Here is a 17,449-nt window from a genome sequence, read left to right on the forward strand (position 1 = left end):
GAGACCTCACCCGGCGTGCACCGGACGCCTACGCTCGGAGCGGTGCGATTCCAGGTGCTGGGGCCGGTCCGGGCCGGCGAGACCGTCCTGGCGCCGAAACCCCGGGCGCTGCTGGCCGTGCTGCTGGCCGTGCGCGGCCGACCGGTCACGGTCGACCGGCTGGTGGCCGAGCTGTGGCCGGACGGGGCGCCGCCGACCGCGACCGCCACGCTGCAGATGCACGTCTCCGCGCTGCGCAAGGCCGTCGGTGACCGGCTGCGCACCGTGTCCGCCGGGTACCGCCTCGACCTGACCGGCGCGGTGCTGGACGCGGCCGAGTTCGAGCGGACCGGCGCGCTGGCGCTGTGGCACGGCGAGGCGTACGACGACGTGCCCGCCGGACCGGCCGTCGCCGCCGACGCGGCCCGGCTCGCGGAGCTGCGCCTCGACGCCCGGCGGCGGTGGGCGGAGCACGCGCTCGCGGACGGCCGGCACGCCGAGGCCGCGACCGAGCTGGCCGGCTGGGTCGCCGCGGAACCCACCACCGAGCCGCTGGTCCGGCAGCTGATCCTCGCGCTGTACCGCTGCGGGCGGGCCGGGGACGCGCTGCGCGCCCACCGGCGGACGGCCGCCGCGCTCGCCGCGCTGGAGACCACGCCGAGCCCGGCGCTGGACGCGCTCGCCGAGGCGGTACGCCGGCAGGACCCCACGCTCGACGCCCCGGTCCCGGGCGTGCCCGCACGACCGAACCGGTTCATCGGCCGCCGCGCCGAACTCGACCGGGCGATCGGGCTGCTCGGCACCGCCCGGCTGCTCACCGTCGCGGGTCCGGGCGGCGCCGGCAAGACCCGGCTCAGCCTGGAGCTGGCCCGTTCCGTCGCGGCCGACCACGACGCGGTGCACGTCGTCGAGCTGGCCGAGCACCGCGACGGCCCGCTCGACGCCCGGCTGGCCGCCGCGATCGGCGCGCCCGAGGAGCCGGGCGTCCCGTTGCTGGACACGATCACCCGCCGGCTGACCGGGCGCACGCTGCTGATCCTGGACAACTGCGAGCACGTGCGGCCGGCCACCGCCGGGCTCGCCGGCGCGCTGCTGGCCGCCGCGCCCGGGCTGCGGCTCGTCGCGACCAGCCGGGAGCGGCTCGGCCTGGACGGTGAGGTGGTGTTCGCGCTGGACGGGCTCGCCACGCCGGACGCCGTGCGGCTGCTCGCCGACCGGGTCGCGGCGGCGCGCGGCGGGGTCGCGCTGACCCCGGCGGAACACGAGGTCGCCGGCGAGCTCTGCCGACGCCTCGACGGCCTGCCGCTCGCCATCGAGCTGGCCGCGGCCCGGCTGCGCGCGCTGCCGCTCGCCGAGATCATGTCGCGTCTCGACCGGCGGCTCGACCTGCTCACCGGCGTCGCCCCGGCCGCCCGGCACCGGACCATGCGCGCCGCCATCGACTGGGGGTACGACCTGCTCGACCGGCCGCAACAGGAGCTGCTGCGGCGGCTGGGCGTCTTCGGCGGCGGGTTCGACCTGACCGCCGCCGGCGCGGTGGCCGGCACCGACGCGCTCGACCCGCTCACCCAGCTCGTCGACCGGTCCATGGTCGAACGGCGGGACGGGCGCTACCGGCTGATCGAAACCATCCGTGAGTACGCCAGGGAGCGCCTCGACCCGGCCGAGCGCGCGGACGCGTACCGCCGGCTGGCCGGTCTCTGCGAGAACCGGCTCGCCACCCCGCCGCCGGTCGACGGGCCCGCGCACACCGCGTGGCTGGCCGGGATCGCCGCCGATCACGACACGATCACCGGCGCGATCGACTGGGCGCTGCGCGACGGCGACGCCGCACAAGGGCTGCGGATCGCGGCCGGGATGTGGTGGTACTGGTGGGTCGCCGGACGGATGGCCGAGGGACGCGCCCGGCTCGGACGCGCCCTCGAGGCGAGCCCGCCGGAGCCGTCGGCGGCCCGGGCGGCGGCGCTGCGGGCCGCCGCGTCGCTCGCCCGCAACTCCGGTGACCTCACGGCGGCCCGGCGGCTGGGTGAGGACTGTCTGGCCGTCCTCCGGTCACTCGGCGACGCGGGCCGGCCGGGCCTGGTCGCGGCGTTGAACAACCTGCTGATCACCGCGCAGGCGCAGGAGGACTACCCGGCGTCGCTGGAGTTCGGCTACGAGGCGCTGCGCATCGCGGAGGAGCGGTCCGACGCGCGGATGGTCGCGGCCGCGTCCAACAACACCGCGGGCACGCTGCGCTGCCTGGGCCGGCTGGACGAGGCGGAGGAGCTGTTCACGCGCGCTCTCACCGGCTTCCGTGACCTGCACGACCGCCGGGGTGAGGCCGCCGCGCTGTCCAACCTGTCCACCACCGCGCGGCGGCGCGGCCGGCACGCCGCCGCACGCACCGCCATGCGCGACTCGCTGGCCGTCTACACCGAACTCGGCATCGTCGAGGGTCAGCTGGACGCGATCGAGGGCCTGGCGCAGCTCGACGTGCTCGACGGCGACCCGGCCGACGGGCTGCGGCTGCTCGCGCTCGCCGAACGGGAACGCTCCGCGCTCGGCGCGCCGAGCTTCACACCCGACGAGATCGCCGACCGTACGCGGGCGGAGGAGCAGGCGCGGGCCCGGCTCGGCGCGGCGGCGGTGGCTCGCGTCTACCGGGAGGCGACCGCGACCACGCTCGCGGCGGCGGTGGCGGGGCTGCTCGCGCGCTGAGGCGGCTCGCGCGGTGCGGCGGCTCGCGCGGTGCGGCGGTCGGCGTACCGGCGTGTTTGGTGATTCTTTGGCGGGGTCGCCGACCCTTGCTGGTGTGATGCGATCTGCCAGGTCAGCTGTGCTTCTGGTGGTAGGTGTGGTGGCGTTGCCGGGGTGCACGGTCTCCCCGGGCGGCGCGGCGGCTCCCACCGCGGTGTCGGTCGCTCCCCCGACCGTTTCCTCCTCCGGTCCGCCCGGGTCCACGTCCGGTGCCGGGTCCGTGCCGTCGTCCGTCTCGGTGCCGCCGGTCGCCGTGCCGCCGGTTCCCCAACCGCCGGCTGCAGTGCCGCCGGCTGCAGTGCCGCCGGTGCCCGGGCCGGCGGGTGCGGGGGCGTCGTCGTCCGTGGCGGGGGCGCGGGTCGAGTTCCTGCGGATCGCCCGGCAGCCCAGGTGTGCGGAGGGGACCGCCGTGTTCCGCGCGGAGCCGGTCCCGCTCGTCATCGAATGGAAGATCAGCGGTGCGGCCGGCGGCGCGCTGTCCGTCGACGACCCGACGCACACGCCCGGCACGTACGGCCCGGTCGGTACCGAAGGTTCCCTGGAATTCCTCTTCTCCTGCTCCGGCGAGGTCGGCAGCACGGAGACGCACACGTACGCGCTCTACACGGTCGGCGGCGGGCCGATGGACTCCGCGACCGTGACCGCCTCCGCCACGGTGCTCGACAAGGGCCTCGGCAGCAACTCGTAGGGAGAATCCCGTGCAGTCACGACTCGTTCTGCCCGCCGTGCTCGTCCTCGCCGCACTGTCCACCGTCGTCACCGGCTGCGGCGTCATCCCGTCGTCCGGGGCCGGTGCCGGTGGTGGTGGTGGTGGCGGCGGTGCGCCCGCCGCCACGGCGCCGGATCCGGCCGGTGCAGGCCCGGTCGCCGGGGGCGCTGGCTCCGCGAACCCGGCCGGTTCCGCGCAGGCGGGTTCCTCGCCGGCGGCGGATTCCCGGGCGGCCGGTGCCGACAGCGGGCTCGGCTCGGTGAAGGACGCCGGCGCCATCCCGGACCCGTGCACGCTGCTCTCCGAGGCCGAGGTCACCGCGCTCACCGGCCGCGACATCACCCAGATCGACGAGGACGGCGTGCCGGCCGGCGACACCACCCGCTACTGCCAGTGGCAGCAGAACAGCGGCCAGCTCGCGATCTTCCTCAGCCGGACCACCGCCGCCGACTTCCAGCTCGCGATCGACGGCGCCGAACCGGTCGACGGCGTCGGCGAGGACGCCTTCTGGCTCTCCGGCCACCTGTTCGTCCTCTACGGCACCGTCCAGATCGACGTCTACTCCCGCGGCGGCTCGGACGGTGCGAACCTGGCCGACGCGAAAACCATCGCCACCACCGTCATGCCGCGCATCTGACCACCACACGGCGCCGCGGTGCGGGACCGCCCGGCACCGCGGTGCGGGACCGCCCGGCACCGCGGTGCGGGACCGCCCGGCACCGCGGTGCGGGACCGGCCCGCCGCGAAGTGCGGCGGGCCGGGTATGTCGGCCGGGCCGCCCCGTCGATCGCGGCCTGACCGGGCCGCTGTTCCGCGGGCCCGGTCAGGCCGCCGGCAGCACCGGGGTACACGCGCAGCCGGCCAGGCGCGCGGGCAGCACCCCGGACGCCGCGGCCGCCTCGACGTCGCGGAGCATGCGTTCCCGCCGCTCCGCGCTGATCAGCTCGCCGCGCACCACCACGGCGTGCACGCGCCGGGTGTTACGGATGTCGGCGAGCGGGTCGGCGTCGAGCACGGCGAGGTCCGCGACCGCGGCGCGCCGCACGACGCCCACGTCGTGCAGCCCGAGGAACCGGGCGGGTGCGCTCGTCGCCGCCTGCAGGGCCCGCATCGGGCTGAAGCTGGCCTCGACGAGGTTCGCCAGCTCGTCGTGCAGGCTGAATCCCGGGTAGACGTAGGCGGTCCCGGTGTCGGTGCCGGCGAGCACCGGCACGCCGGCCCGGTGCGCGGCGTCGATCCAGCGCACCCGGGCCCCGAACAGCTCCCGGTGCTCCACCACGTCCTGCGGCGTCCGGCCGGCCAGGAAGACCTGCTCCAGCTGCGCCTGCCAGCCCGCCCGGGTGGCGGCCGGCAGGTACCGCAGCCGGTCCTCGTGCAGCGCCACGGACTCCGGCAGGTCGAACACCCGATGGTGGGTCAGCGTGGGTACCTGGTGCGCGCCGTCGGCCGCGAGCCGGGCGAAGACCGTCCGGGCCCGCGCCGGGTCGAAGCTGCGCGCCGCCAGCACCTCCAGCGGATGCGTCTGGTTGAACCAGCTGTTGAACTCGCCCGCGCCGACCGTGATCCGCGCGAGCCGGTGGCGGATCTCCGCCTCCCGGCTCGACGTGGCGAACCAGTTCGTGTAGACGTGCTCGAAGCTGCGCTGCCCGGCCGCACTCGCCTCGGTCAGCGGAACCGCGTCCGGCGTGTGCCCGACGAACGTGACGCCCAGCCGGCGGCACTCGTCCGCGATCGCGTGGTAGGCGGCCGGGGTCAGCCGCACGTACACCTTGATGAAGTCGGCTCCCCCGGCCACCGCCGCCCGCACCGCCGCCCTGGCCTCGGCCGCGTCCGCCACCTCGACGTACGGCGCTCCGAGCCCGGCGAGCAGCGACGGGTTCCCGTCGATGATGCTGCTGGCCACCCGGAACCGCGGCCCGGACAGCGTGCCCGCCGCGATCCGGTCCCGCCAGTCGTACAGCGGCGCCTGCCCGTTCATGTCGCGGACCGTGGTCACGCCGTTGGCGAGGAACAACGGCAGGTCGATCTGTTCCTGTCCGCTCCCGTGCACGTGCGAGTCGATGAACCCGGGCACCACGAACTTCCCGCGCCCGTCCACCACCTCCGCGTCCCCCGGCACCCGCACGTCCCGCGCGGCCCCGACGTCGGCGATGCGTCCACCCCGCACCACCACCGTCATGTCACGCCGCGGGCGTGCCCCGGTCCCGTCGATCACCGTGGCCCCGACGATCGCCACCGACGGCCCGGTGCCGCCCGACGCGTGCGCCGCCGGCAGACCACCGAGCGTGATTCCCGCCCCGATCCCCATGCCCGCGCCGAGCACGCGCCGTCGCGAAAAGCCCTTTGCCATCACACATCTCCATCCGTGGACAGGCGAACACGGACGACCCTAGAAGCTGACGCTGACGTCAGGGGCAAGTCCCGGCGTCAGCGTCCGCATGCGACCGGCGTCACCGGCCGGTCGTGGCGACGTCCGGACCGCCTACCGTCGTCGCTCGAACGCCGGGAGCGTGAGCGCCGAGTGCTCGGGCCGCCCCTCGGTGGGCGGCACGGCGTCGAGGCCGCGCAGCATCTCGTTGCGCTTCGCCAGGGCCTCCTCGGTGGGCGGGAAGAGGGTCGAGTCGCCCTCGCCGACGAGGTTCTGGTTCAGCTCGACGAACGGCCGGGTGCCGTTCTCGAAGGCCGCGAACGCGCTCTCGTGGTCCGCCTCGGCGGCCAGGGCACCGGCCAGCATGTACGCGCCGACCAGACCCAGGCTGGTCCCCTGGCCGGTCAGGAACGACGGGGCGTACGCGGCGTCGCCGACCAGCGCGACCCGGCCGGCCGACCATCGGGGCATGCGGATCTGACTGATCACGTCGAAGAACAGATCGTCGGCCGCGCGCATCGCGGCCACCATCCGGGGGATCTCCCACCCGTCGCCGGCGAAGACCGAGGCGACGAGGTCGCGTTGCGCGTCGGGGTCGCGGAAGGCGTCCAGCGGCGGTTCCGCCCGGTCGAAGGTGAGGAAGCCGTGCACGTGCTCGCCGGCGCCGGCCGCGTAGAGGGCCGCGCCGCGTCCCGGGCGGCTCCAGGCGATGCCCTCGTGCGAGAGGCCGTGCTCGTTGGGCATGGTGAAACCGGCGAAGCAGTGGCCGAGGTACCGGTGGAACCGCGCCTCCGGCCCGAAGGCCAGGCGCCGGGTGTTCGAGTGGAGGCCGTCCGCGCCGATGACGAGCTCGAACGTGCGCTGCAGCCCGCTGCGGAAGGTCACGTCGACGCCGTCGGGGCGTTGGTCCAACGACGCGATGCCGTCGCCGAACCGGAACTCCACGTCGTCGCGGACCGCGGCGTACAGGATCTCGGTGAGGTCACCGCGCCGCACCTCGATGTCCCGGCCTTCGACGCCGCGGACGACGGCATCCGGCCGGACGGAGTTGATCACGCTGCCGTCCGGGTTCAGGAACGTGAGCCGCCGCGTGTCGACGTGGGCCTTCCGCAGCTCCGGCAGGATGCCCATCCGGTGCACGACCTCGAGCGCGGTTCCCCGGATGTCGATCGGATAGCCGCCGCCGCGGACCGCGCCCGCCTTCTCCACCACCATCACGTCGAAGCCGTATCGCCGCAGCCAGTACGCCAGCGCGGGACCGGCGATACTCGCGCCGGAGATGAGTACTCTGCTCATGACCTGCCTCCCAGTTAGCTACCTCAGGTATCTAATTCCAGAACCATATACCTAACTTAGGTATCGAAACGAGGGTGATGAGCGAGACGACCGACACCGGCGAGTTCGATCTGCTGGCCGTGCTGCCCCGCCTGAGCCAGCTCGGCACGGTGATGACCCGGAGCCGCCTCATCGAGCGCGCCACCGAGAGCGCCGGCCCCGACCTGGACCGCCCTGCGATATCGGTGCTGGTCACGCTGCACATGGGAGGCGGCCCACTGCGCGTCGGCGAGATCGCCAAGCGGATGCAGGTGGTCGGCCCGCACATCACCCGCCAGGTGCACGAGCTGGAGCGGCGCGGCCTGGCCCGGCGCATCGTCGACCCCCTCGACCAGCGTGCCCGCCTGGTCGAGCTGACCCCGGCCGGCACCGCCGCCGTCGACCGCTACATGCGCACCGTGCTGGGCCTGCTCGGCGACGTCCTCGCCGACTGGTCCCCCGAGGACCGCCGCACCTTCGGCCGCCTCCTCGAACGCTTCGCCACCGACCTCACCACCCGCCTACACACCCTCAACGACGAGTAACAAGCCCAGCCACACTGCCACCCAGCCCCACTACCGCACGCACCCACCCAACCGCACCCACCAAGCGCAACCACCACACCGCGCCCAACCACACCGCGCCCAACCGCACGCACCCACCAAGCGCAACCACCGCACCGCGGGGCGTCCGGGGGCTCGGCCCCCGGAGCGGAATACGAAACGGCCCCCCGGTTCGCGCTTTCCGCGAACAGGGGGGCCGTAGGCCGTGGAGGTGCTGTCCGCCTACTCCAACCCGAAGGCGCACTCGGTGTCACAGGGCCCTCACGAGTGACGGTTCGTCCAGACGTCAGCCCGAGGTGGGGTTAACTGCCACATCGGCAGGCGATTCCACTGCATCCGCTTCTTTATTCGGAGTCATAACGTTGGCTAAATCGCGGGGATTCGCATACTGAGAAGTCGAAGCACCTTCCAGAATTTCCCACCATCGAGATACGGTTACCATCCGAGGACCATACAAGCCATTCACATGTGAAACCGAAGTGGCGAGAATTCCATACTTGGCGCGGGATGCCATAACTAAAAGGGTACGACGCTCCTCCGCAATACTCTTAGCATCTTTCGCCCTAAAGTCCGGAATTAATCCTTCCTCGACACCGACAACGCAAACCCAATCGAACTGCTGCCCTTTTCCTACATGCGCATTCAACAGATGAGCCCCAGGGCCGATGGGTGCCAGTTCGTTTTCGGACACACGCAACCCCAAGACGGATGCCTCCAACGTGATGCCGCCCGCGATCTCGCCGGATAGGAACTCGAGAGCCTGCTGCATATCCGCCAATAGATCTACGTCAGTTGGCTCAACAGCCGCCAAACAGCCCGACTCCAGCAAGTCCCACTTCGACGCCTCGTCCAGCCCGCCAGCCAACGATATCTTCTGCACTTCTCTTCGCAAAATCTTGATAACCTCCGGGCTGTAAGCCGGATTTTCCCACAATCGAACCGGGAACAGATCCGTTGATCGGAAGCGGTTATCTACAGTACCTCTGCGGTAGTTAACCCTGGAGATGACTCCAATACTTAATTTCGGGTCCTTCACCATAAGAGCCGAACAAAGGTCGAATACATAATCCGCCTCCTCCGCCTCACCTACAAATTTTCTGCATGACACGACGCCACCGTTGAACCATTTTTCCGGCTCCACCGAAGAGAGTGAAGGCACTCCCAATGGCCCACCAATGGCATTAACGACCTTCAAAACGTGAGGCGATGAACGATATGATTGAGTAAATTCGACTCTTTTCACGTCTGACAACTCTGCAATGCGCCGCGATACGGCCTCAACGTCAGCGCCCGCGAAGGAGTAGATAGCTTGCGCCGGGTCGCCCGCAAGCGTCATATTATCTCCACCTAGAGCCATCACTATATCGAGCTGCTGCTCAGTTAGGTCCTGGAACTCATCAACGAGAACTCCCCCGAAATGCCCTCTATACAGAGCAGACACCGCTTCGACCGCTAAGATGCGCTGACAGTGACGCAACAAGTCCGGAAAGTCCAACCGATCTTCAGATATACGAAGACGCTCTACCTGAAGGGCATAGTCGGCGCCCATAGACGCCAGACTTTCAAGCACCTGTTCATCAGAAAAGGGCTTCAGCTTGACTTCCCGGATGATCGATTCGGCCTGGCGAGCCATCTTAGAATTCGCCCCAAGGGATTGCAGTGCCGAACCAAGCCAACCCTTTTCCGGCATTACGGACTCCGGAGAAAGTCCGATAGTTGCAGCATGCGCTCTATAAACTCGGGCAGCAAACCCGTGAAAGTTCGAAACCGTCATGCAACGGAGATAGAGCGCATCACCTAGAGTGATGCGGAGTCTTGCATTAAGGTTGTCGCGCGCCCGATTTGAGAAAGTCAACGCCAGAATTCGCTGCGGCGCCCTAACCTCGCCAGATTGAATCAGCCCTTTAGCGCGAAGCGCTAGAGCCTCTGTTTTTCCACAACCCGGAGGTGCAACTATTACTACATTTCTTTTACCGATTTCAAGAAGCGCTTCTTTCTCGGGAGGATACGCAGGCATGCGAAGCTACCGCCCCTTCATCAGGAAGCCAATCAAGTCACGAACTCCCCGCATTATCGAAACGTGTCTTTCTTCGATTAACGGCGCCACCGCAAGTGCGGAATACACTTTCCTCTTACTTTTCCCGCAAAAACCTCGAATGCCCTGCGAACTGACGGAAGCGACGTCCATCGCACCCACATCTCTCATCAGCTTGTCAGGCAACAGCACTCCAGCATCAATCAGCTTCTGCACAACAATCGACGGACCAAGAGCATCCACATATTCATGTTCGAGATCCGCACGGGCAACCATAATCCCTAGATCTGGAAGCAATGAGACGTCGACCCCCATCACCGACGCCCAGTTCTCCTCATGATCTTCGTCAACTAGACCCGTGATACCGATTCCAAAACCTTGAGGGCCAAAAAGGCGATAAACTGCGCTGAAACTCTCGGCCCCGCCGAGTTCAACAATTGACACCCCGGCACCGTCAGCATTGAAATGCACTGCCTCAAAAGCAGCTTCCAAAATTACCCGATCAGCTACACCCTCCACAAGGACGAGCGTCTTTGCAGTTAGAGGCTCCAGACGCGAACTAGTCCACCAATGCGCCATCGTTTTGTCATAGGCCGAAACCATGCCTAATGCAAGTTGCCGACATTCCTTACCCGGAGAAAAGGCAATAACGTCGTCCGGATCGAATCGCTGCACGATCGCGGGCGAGTGCGTGGCGATAACTTTTTGATTGCCGCCCTTCGCCAGTAGCGAAGCTAGAGCGCGCTGACTTGCCGGATGGAGGTGAGTCTCCGGCTCATCAATCGCCACAACGTTCGCGCCCGCCATAGCTAAATCAAAGCAAGCCATCGCGATAAGGGCATTCAAACCGTCAGATTGCTCGGTGATCAAACGGGAATGCACGCCATCTTTGACATAGAACGCGACCGCTCGCAATAGATCGCCAGCCGAAACGACGGACCGAATCTCCAGGTCGGAATCTACAAGGCCGTCTGGGAGGGCCTCATTCAATTGTTGTGCCAGAAGCCTCCTCAATTGCTCCAAGGCAGGCGAAGAAGATAAGACGCTATCGAATTCGAAGATTGCTTCACTAAGATGATCGAGCTCATCAGTAAGGTCTACACCACCCAAGAGCGTTTTAAGCGCACCATCTCGACCATCGAGGATATCCTTGCCGCCATTCCTAGCCGCGGGCAGATAACGCCACCCGATCGCGTTCAACTGATCGCGCGTAGGCTGCCTAGCGTGACCGGACTCCGGAAAATATCGCCGAATAGAAAGTACGTCCTCGCCGGCGAGGATTTCGGCGCGCAACTCTATTAGAAGCGACGCCTCGCCGGCCATGTCAATAGAAATCTCATCAGGAAAGAGGGCACGTTCTTCATCCGCAAAATCACACAATCTGGCCCTGACAACGAACGCACGAATAGGGTCCGCGAGATCGGAGATTTTCATGCCGCCGTATAGCTGGCTCATCGTGGAACCAAGAAGATAGTTTAAACACCGCAGGATTGAAGTCTTGCCGGCATCATTCCTTCCAACAATGACAGCATGGCGCCGGATTTCCAGATCGATCGCAGGTAAGCGCGAGTAGTTCTCAATATGCACATGCCGCAAACGCATTGGGATCATCCACCCCCCACGCGGAGACAATATCCAATCCAGATCTTCACGTCATCACCCAATCGTACTAACGACCACTATCCTCGGCGATCCTAAGAGGACGTTCGTCTGAGAGTCGCTAAATCCGGTCAAAGCTAGTGGAGGCCCGAAGCTTGCGATAGGGAAACAGCTAAAATATGCACCTTCTGTGAAGATCGGTGCACACCACCGCAAAAATGAGATTCTCTTCCTCCGTCTGTCGCTGGCTTCGCCCCGATGCCAAGGCGGTGTGGCCCTTCTCGCCGACCTCACTAGGACGCGAGCACGTCACGAGACGTCTCGGCCCGCGTGGATCCCCTGCGGAAATGTCGGCGCCAGGCTTAGTACGTCGCAAGGCTCCTGAAGGTGGGTGGACCAACGGTCGCCTACGTAAGCCACACAGGCTATCGCCCTCACAACCCTTGTGGCAGATAAAGCCATCAACCGACGAGGAGGATCGTCGTGACCAGCCAACATCCCTCTTGGTGTTCCCAGACCGAGCCCTCCGAGGAGGTGCATGAGTCGACCTGGGTCCGTACCAAGATCGGTGTTTCCGGCTCTTCGGTCAGTAGGTTTCGGCGGCCGGCCAGCGGTCACCGAAGGTGATGGCGAAGGCGTTCAGCACGGGCTTCCAGCGGATCGTCCATCGTGCGCGGCCGGCCCCGGTCGGGTCCAGGCTGCGGGTCACAAGATACAGGCATTTCAACGCGGCCTGCTCGCTGGGGAAATGCCCGCGTGCGCGAACAGCACGACGGTAGCGGGCGTTCAATGATTCGATCGCGTTCGTCGAACAGATCACCTTCCTGATCTCGACGTCGTAATCGAGGAACGGGATGAACTCATCCCACGCGTTACGCCACAACCGGATCATCGCCCGGTATTTACTCCCCCATTTCTCCTCGAGGTCGTCCAGAGCGGCGAGCGCGGCGTCGGCGTTGACCGCCGTGTAAATCGGTTTGATGTCGCGTTTGATCGCGTCGGCATCCGCCCGGGAGGTCAGACGAAAAGTGTTCCGGATCAGATGAATGATGCAGGTCTGGACGATCGCTTGCGGCCACACCGCCTCGACGGTGTCCGGCAGCCCTTTCAGCCCGTCGCAGACGACGAAGAACACATCCCGCACGCCACGGTTCTTCAGATCCACCAGGACACTCATCCAGAACTTGGCGCCCTCGCCACCGGAGCCGGACCACAACCCCAGGACGTCTTTGTGGCCGTCCACGGTGACCCCGATGGCCGCGTAGACCGGCCGGTTGGCGACCTGGCCGTCACGGACCTTGACGACGATGGCGTCGATGAACACGGCCACGTAAACGGCATCGAGTGGCCGGGTCGACCATTCCGTCATCTCCGCCACGACTTTATCGGTGATCCGCGAGATCGTCTCTTTCGACACCGACGCACCGTAGATCTCCGCAAAATGCGCGGAGATCTCCCCGGTCGTCATTCCCTTCGCATACAACGACAACACGATCTCGTCGACCTCGGTCAGGCGCCGTTGCCGTTTCTTCACGATCTGCGGCTCGAACGTCCCTTCCCGATCTCGCGGCACGTCGATACGCACCTCACCGGCCGCATCCGAGATCACCGTCTTGCCGCGGCTGCCGTTGCGCACATTTGTCGACTCACGCTCCGGCGATGCCTGGTTCTTCGCATGACCGAGGTGTTCAGTCATCTCCTCGTTCAACGCGGTCTCGAGGACATTCTTGGTGAACAGCTTCAACAGGCCGTTCGGACCGGTCAGTTCCAGCCCGCGCGCCTTCGCCTCGGCCACCATCGCCGCCGCAGCGGCCTGCTCCGGCGACAGCTGCCGCCCGTCACCCTCGATCTTCTTCCGTGGACTCACAACGTTCGATGTCATCACTCACGGTGCCCATCCCGCCAGGACTTCAGCCCGGCGTGTCGGGCCGGAAACACCCCTCGTGGCACAGTCCCGTCGACCTCCGTGTACGCAAGCAAAGAGGAGGACTTCGTCGCGGTGAAGGTGCGGCGGGTTCAGGCGGACGAGGACGATGGGTTTCCGCTGTTGGTGTTGACGATGCGGCAGGACGGGGAGGAGGCGCAGTATGCGCTGATGCCGGAGCAGGTGCGGAGGATGGCGGAGGTCTTCGATGAGCTGCTGGAGTTGCAGAGTCGGTACGCGGATCAGGCCAGCGACAACGGTGGGCTGGATCAGCGCAGGAGGAGAACGGATCGGGCGGAGTCGGTGAAGGCCGGCTAGGTAAGACGGCGGGCCTCTCGCCAGATGCGTTCGAAGGATTCGAGGTAGGTCTGCGCCATTCCCTCTCCGCTCGGGCGTCGTCGGAGGTGGAGGACGGCGGCGTGGGAGGCCGGCTTGCCGTAGACGTGCGGGTTGATCATCAGCTCGTCGTCGGCGCGGAAAATCGAGGCGTAGAGCGTTGTGTCATGCAGTCGGATGTCGACGGGGTTGAAGGTTGTTCGGTGGCGGAAGAGGAGGAGGGCGTTGTGGATGCGGGCCGTCATCAGGTCTCCGACGCCTTCCTCCGCACCGCGGGCGGCGACGAATATGCCGTCCGGGTCGCCCAGGAGGAGGCGGACGCGGGTGCCGGCTTCGGCCTTCTTCCGTAGGAGGGCGAGCACGGCGGCGTCTTCGGCGAGAAAGAGGGCACTGTAGGCAAGCACCCCAATCTCTGCATCAGCGCGAGTGAAGAAGCGGTGCCAGACGTCAGCCGGAACGGATGAGCGGTGCGGGTAGGTAACCCGTACCTCGGAAGCGACGTCCGTGGGCTCCGGTGGCGCGGCGGCGGGCCACAGGTCCCGTTCGGTCCAGCCGGTCAGACGGACGAGGGCCGCGCGGTGCCGGGGATAGGGCACGCGGCCGTCGATCCAGCGGGCGACGGTCTTGGGATCGACCTCCAGGCGCGCGGCCACATCGGTCATGTCCATGCCGATGCCGTGGAGCGCGCGGGCGAGCGGATGCCTCATTCCAGGCCCCCTTACGTCGACTGACCTGAATCCTAGGCCAAGAAGTCCCAAGACGTCCCTCACGCTGAGGTACGGCTTTCGGGGCACCGGCGGAAGGCTCGGCTTAACACGAGATCGACGGCAGGGAGAACGGGATGAGTGACCAGTACAAATGGAGTGCGGATCCGTCGAAGGAAGCGGCGGCGCAGGCGACGGATCGGCTCGCCACCTCACTTGAAGAGGCAGGCTTCGACGTCGGCCGGGACTTCCCGGATCTCGCCGCGATCATGACGCTCGGCTACGGGCCGCCGGTGCGGGTGGGCCGGATCTCGATCGATACCGCAGCCCGCCTGTGCGACCTCCTCGCACGAGTTCAGCCGGCTGGGGACGACACGGCCGGCTGAAGCTGGCACGCCGCTCGTCGCATACCCTCGGCGCAGACCGTTGCCGAGGGAGGACCGTGGCGCAGAGATCGACCGCCTGGGGTGCGTACCGGCAGATCGCGGACGCGTTGAGAGGACGGATCGCGGCCGGCGAGTTCTCGCCGGAGCAGCCGTTTCCGGCCGAGAGCGCGCTGTCCGCCGAGTACGGCGTAGCCCGCAACACGGTACGGCGAGCGCTGTCTCTGCTTACGGAGGAAGGCATCCTCACCTTCGCATCCGGCCGGCGGCGACTCGCGGGTGGCGGAGAGCACGGGATGCCGGAGCATCGCCGCATCGCACGCGACCTCAGTGCACAAATCACGGGCGGGACGCTGCGCCCAGGTCAGGCCCTTCCCAGCGAGTCGACGCTCACCACCGAGTACAGCGTCGCGCGCGGCACTGTCCGCCATGCGCTCGCCTCGCTGGAAGGTGCCGGACTCGTCGAGGCGAGACGGGGCAAGGGATGGTTCGTCCGGAACTCTCGGTCGGACGGAGATCCGCCATTAGCCTGAGGCGATGGATGCAGCGGGGTGGGCACGTGAACTTTCGGAACAGTTGCTGGCCGACGTCCTGCCCCGCCGCTGGAACCATAGCCAGGGCGTCGGCCGCAAGTCTGAGACGATCGCGCACCTGCTGGGCGACGACGGCGACACCCTGATCTGTGCTGCCTGGTTGCACGACATCGGCTATGCGCCCTCGCTCGTCGACAGCGGCTCGCACGCTCTTGACGGCGCCCGTTACCTCCGCGACGTGGCCGGTGCCGATGAGCGGATCTGCCGGCTGGTCGCGCATCATTCCTGCGCGGCGATCGAGGCGCGTAACCGCGGTCTCCACGAACAGCTTGAGGCAGAGTTCCCCTACCTCGACGCACCGGTGACGGACGCCCTCACCTACTGCGACATGACCACCAGCCCGGACGGTGAGCCCACCGAGGTCCACAAACGCCTGGACGAGATCCTGGTTCGGTACGAGCCGGGCAGTACGGTTCACGACTCCATCGCGGAAGCCGCGCCGCGCATCATCCAAGCCGTCGAGAGCACGCTACGGCTGCACGACCGCTAGGCCTTCTGCGCGAGCGTTCCCTGCTCGTCCCGAGTCCACCGGCGCCCGGAGCTGTCCAAGAACTCGATCTGCACCGGTTCTGGATCGACGTAGCTACGCAGCCAGTCCGCCGGGGCCGGCCGCCGAATGGTCTGGCCCGGCGGCACCAGGCCGACGAACTCCACGTCGTTGCCCTCGGGAAGCGGCAGCTCCACGTCGTATATGGGCATGTCGCTGGCGTTGTGGATGTGGAAAGCGAGTTCCCGTGCACCATCCGCCTTCACGATCAGCTCCACCCACGCGCTGATCTTCGCCGCCTGCGCACGGCGGTCGTCCTCGGCCCGGCCGGCCTCGCGCCGATGCTCACGGCGGAACAGCACGAACCCGACGATGAACGCGCCGACCGTACCGATGGCGGAGAAGGCGTCGGCGCCGACGCCCAGCCACTCGCTATCCAAGGTGCGGCACCCCGTCTCCGGACAAGTAGTGCATGATCCGGGTACGCATGGACCGGTCCATGGTGAGGTCCGGGATGTCCGCCGGCGCCATCCAGCGGACCTCGCGTGACTCGTCGCTGGTCTTCGGTTCGCCGCCGATCGGACGCGCGGTGAAGACGACCGAGAATTCCTGCCGCGCCTCGCCGTTGCTGGTGTAGAGGATGACGTGGCGTGGGTCCGTGTAGATGCCGACGAGTCCGGTGACCTCGACGTGGATCCCGGTCTCCTCGAACGTCTCGCGCACCGCCGTATCCGGCAGCGACTCCCCCAGATCCATCGCGCCGCCCGGCACCGCCCAGTTGTCATTGTCCGTGCGGTGGATCAGGAGGATCCGGCCCTGGTCGTCGGTCACGACGACGTTGGCGGACGGGACGATGCTGTTGGCTTTCGGGGCCGAAGGGTCGTCGAAGTAGTCGATGCGGCGTCCCACGTCGTTCCTCAATCCATCGGCCTGGCGCTGTCCCAGACCTGCTCGAAGCTTTCCAGGTACGTGCTCACCATGCCGCCGCCGGCCACGCGGCGCAGATGCAGCACCGGGGCGTGGTAGGCGCCGAAGCCGTAGATGTGCGTGTTGACCATGAGCTGGTCGTCCGCGACGTAGATCGAGTTGTAGAGCACCGTCTCGTGCAGCCGGAACTCGATGCCGTCGATGTCACGCAACGGCCGATAGAGCACCATCGCGTTGCGGATCTTCGCGGCCATGCTGTCGTCCACGCCCTCGTCCGCGCCGCGCTGAGCTACGACCGCGCTCTCCGGATCGCCGAGCAGAATGCGGACCCGCCCGCCGTTGTCAGCCTTCTTACGGAAGACGCGTTGCACGCCGGTGTCCTCAGCGACGAACAAGCCACTGAAGACCAGGACACCGATCTCGCGCTCCGCAGAGTCGAAGAAGTTGCGCCACAGGTCGGACGGCACCGCCCACCGGTGCGGGTAGACACTGATGATCTCGCTCTCGGACGCGTTGGCGACCTGGTCCCGCGTCAGCGCATCCGGCCAGAGATAGGCCTCGTCAACACCGAGATGAGCGGCCACGGCGTAGCGATGACGCCGGTACGGAATACGCCCGGTGATCCACCGCTCCACGCTCTTCGGGTCCACTTCGAGCGCCTGCGCGAGATCCACGGGAGTGATCCCGCGTTCGAGTAGAGCGCTGCGTAACCGATCGTTCGGCATCGTTTCCCCGCAGTAGGACGTCCCGGCCGGAGCCAACCCTATTGGAGACATCTTCGACACGTCC

The 17,449-nt window shown here is 67.4% G+C and carries 17 protein-coding genes; 8 read left to right on the forward strand and 9 right to left on the reverse strand.

The window, feature by feature from the left end; all coding sequences use genetic code 11:
- Positions 1–42: 42 nt before the first annotated feature.
- The 3 genes from J2S44_RS13340 (at position 43) to J2S44_RS13350 (ending at position 4,064) form a co-directional block, all read left to right on the forward strand.
- Positions 43–2,679 (forward strand): ATP-binding protein, encoded by a 2,637-nt coding sequence (locus J2S44_RS13340; protein ID WP_310412808.1) that lies wholly within the window; start codon positions 43–45, stop codon positions 2,677–2,679.
- A gap of 346 nt (positions 2,680–3,025) precedes the next feature.
- Positions 3,026–3,406: a hypothetical protein gene (locus tag J2S44_RS13345; protein WP_310412811.1), complete on the forward strand. Its 381-nt coding sequence runs from the start codon at positions 3,026–3,028 to the stop codon at positions 3,404–3,406.
- Between the two features lie 10 nt (positions 3,407–3,416).
- Complete coding sequence (locus J2S44_RS13350) at positions 3,417–4,064, forward strand: hypothetical protein (protein ID WP_310412814.1); 648 nt, start codon at positions 3,417–3,419, stop codon at positions 4,062–4,064.
- A gap of 186 nt (positions 4,065–4,250) precedes the next feature.
- Here the strand turns inward: J2S44_RS13350 and J2S44_RS13355 are convergent, their stop codons facing one another.
- Together J2S44_RS13355 and J2S44_RS13360 are read right to left on the reverse strand one after the other, a co-directional pair.
- Complete coding sequence (locus J2S44_RS13355; protein ID WP_310412817.1) at positions 4,251–5,777, reverse strand: amidohydrolase family protein; 1,527 nt, start codon at positions 5,775–5,777, stop codon at positions 4,251–4,253.
- A 132-nt stretch (positions 5,778–5,909) separates the two neighbouring features.
- Complete coding sequence (locus tag J2S44_RS13360; protein WP_310412820.1) at positions 5,910–7,091, reverse strand: FAD-dependent monooxygenase; 1,182 nt, start codon at positions 7,089–7,091, stop codon at positions 5,910–5,912.
- 77 nt (positions 7,092–7,168) lie between these two features.
- Between J2S44_RS13360 and J2S44_RS13365 the strand changes: the two genes are divergently transcribed.
- A complete protein-coding gene (locus tag J2S44_RS13365) occupies positions 7,169–7,654 on the forward strand; it encodes a MarR family winged helix-turn-helix transcriptional regulator (protein ID WP_310412823.1) in 486 nt (161 codons plus the stop codon).
- A gap of 304 nt (positions 7,655–7,958) precedes the next feature.
- On the opposite strand, the gene J2S44_RS13370 is transcribed toward J2S44_RS13365, so the two are convergent.
- From J2S44_RS13370 to J2S44_RS13380, 3 genes are all read right to left on the reverse strand, one after another.
- Entirely contained in the window at positions 7,959–9,689 is a 1,731-nt protein-coding gene (locus J2S44_RS13370) for a UvrD-helicase domain-containing protein (protein WP_310412826.1), read from the reverse strand.
- Between the two features lie 6 nt (positions 9,690–9,695).
- The gene (locus tag J2S44_RS13375; RefSeq protein WP_310412828.1) at positions 9,696–11,309 is read right to left on the reverse strand and encodes an ATP-dependent nuclease; all 1,614 of its coding nucleotides are present in this window, start codon (positions 11,307–11,309) and stop codon (positions 9,696–9,698) included.
- Positions 11,310–11,892: 583 nt separating this feature from the next.
- Positions 11,893–13,173: an IS256 family transposase gene (locus J2S44_RS13380; RefSeq protein WP_310407910.1), complete on the reverse strand. Its 1,281-nt coding sequence runs from the start codon at positions 13,171–13,173 to the stop codon at positions 11,893–11,895.
- A 99-nt stretch (positions 13,174–13,272) separates the two neighbouring features.
- Here J2S44_RS13380 and J2S44_RS13385 point away from each other — a divergent pair, with 99 nt between their 5' ends.
- Positions 13,273–13,548 carry a hypothetical protein gene (locus J2S44_RS13385; RefSeq protein ID WP_310412831.1) on the forward strand — a complete coding sequence of 92 codons (276 nt, stop codon included), beginning with the start codon at positions 13,273–13,275 and terminating at the stop codon, positions 13,546–13,548.
- Here J2S44_RS13385 and J2S44_RS13390 read toward each other — a convergent pair.
- Complete coding sequence (locus tag J2S44_RS13390) at positions 13,545–14,273, reverse strand: XRE family transcriptional regulator (RefSeq protein WP_310412834.1); 729 nt, start codon at positions 14,271–14,273, stop codon at positions 13,545–13,547. The genes J2S44_RS13385 and J2S44_RS13390 overlap by 4 nt on opposite strands.
- 134 nt (positions 14,274–14,407) lie before the next feature.
- On the opposite strand from J2S44_RS13390, the gene J2S44_RS13395 reads away from it, so the two are divergent.
- The 3 genes from J2S44_RS13395 to J2S44_RS13405 are packed head-to-tail and all read left to right on the forward strand — an operon-like array spanning position 14,408 to position 15,736.
- Positions 14,408–14,656 carry a hypothetical protein gene (locus J2S44_RS13395; RefSeq protein ID WP_310412837.1) on the forward strand — a complete coding sequence of 83 codons (249 nt, stop codon included), beginning with the start codon at positions 14,408–14,410 and terminating at the stop codon, positions 14,654–14,656.
- A 56-nt stretch (positions 14,657–14,712) separates the two neighbouring features.
- Positions 14,713–15,186 carry a GntR family transcriptional regulator gene (locus J2S44_RS13400; protein ID WP_310412840.1) on the forward strand — a complete coding sequence of 158 codons (474 nt, stop codon included), beginning with the start codon at positions 14,713–14,715 and terminating at the stop codon, positions 15,184–15,186.
- Positions 15,187–15,190: 4 nt separating this feature from the next.
- Complete coding sequence (locus J2S44_RS13405; protein WP_310412843.1) at positions 15,191–15,736, forward strand: HD domain-containing protein; 546 nt, start codon at positions 15,191–15,193, stop codon at positions 15,734–15,736.
- Here J2S44_RS13405 and J2S44_RS13410 read toward each other — a convergent pair.
- From J2S44_RS13410 to J2S44_RS13420, 3 genes are read right to left on the reverse strand one after another with little or no spacing between them, the layout of a single operon-like run.
- Positions 15,733–16,173 (reverse strand): hypothetical protein, encoded by a 441-nt coding sequence (locus tag J2S44_RS13410; protein ID WP_310412846.1) that lies wholly within the window; start codon positions 16,171–16,173, stop codon positions 15,733–15,735. The two genes, J2S44_RS13405 and J2S44_RS13410, sit on opposite strands and share 4 nt — an antisense overlap.
- On the reverse strand, positions 16,166–16,642 hold the full coding sequence (locus tag J2S44_RS13415; protein WP_310412850.1) for an NUDIX domain-containing protein: 477 nt from the start codon (positions 16,640–16,642) through the stop codon (positions 16,166–16,168). The genes J2S44_RS13410 and J2S44_RS13415 overlap by 8 nt, the downstream gene beginning before the upstream one ends.
- Positions 16,643–16,650: 8 nt before the next feature.
- On the reverse strand, positions 16,651–17,334 hold the full coding sequence (locus J2S44_RS13420) for a DUF5919 domain-containing protein (protein ID WP_310412852.1): 684 nt from the start codon (positions 17,332–17,334) through the stop codon (positions 16,651–16,653).
- Positions 17,335–17,449 lie beyond the last annotated feature (115 nt).

Origin of the sequence: Catenuloplanes niger (assembly GCF_031458255.1) — a bacterium.
GTDB classification, from domain to species: Bacteria; Actinomycetota; Actinomycetes; order Mycobacteriales; family Micromonosporaceae; genus Catenuloplanes; species Catenuloplanes niger.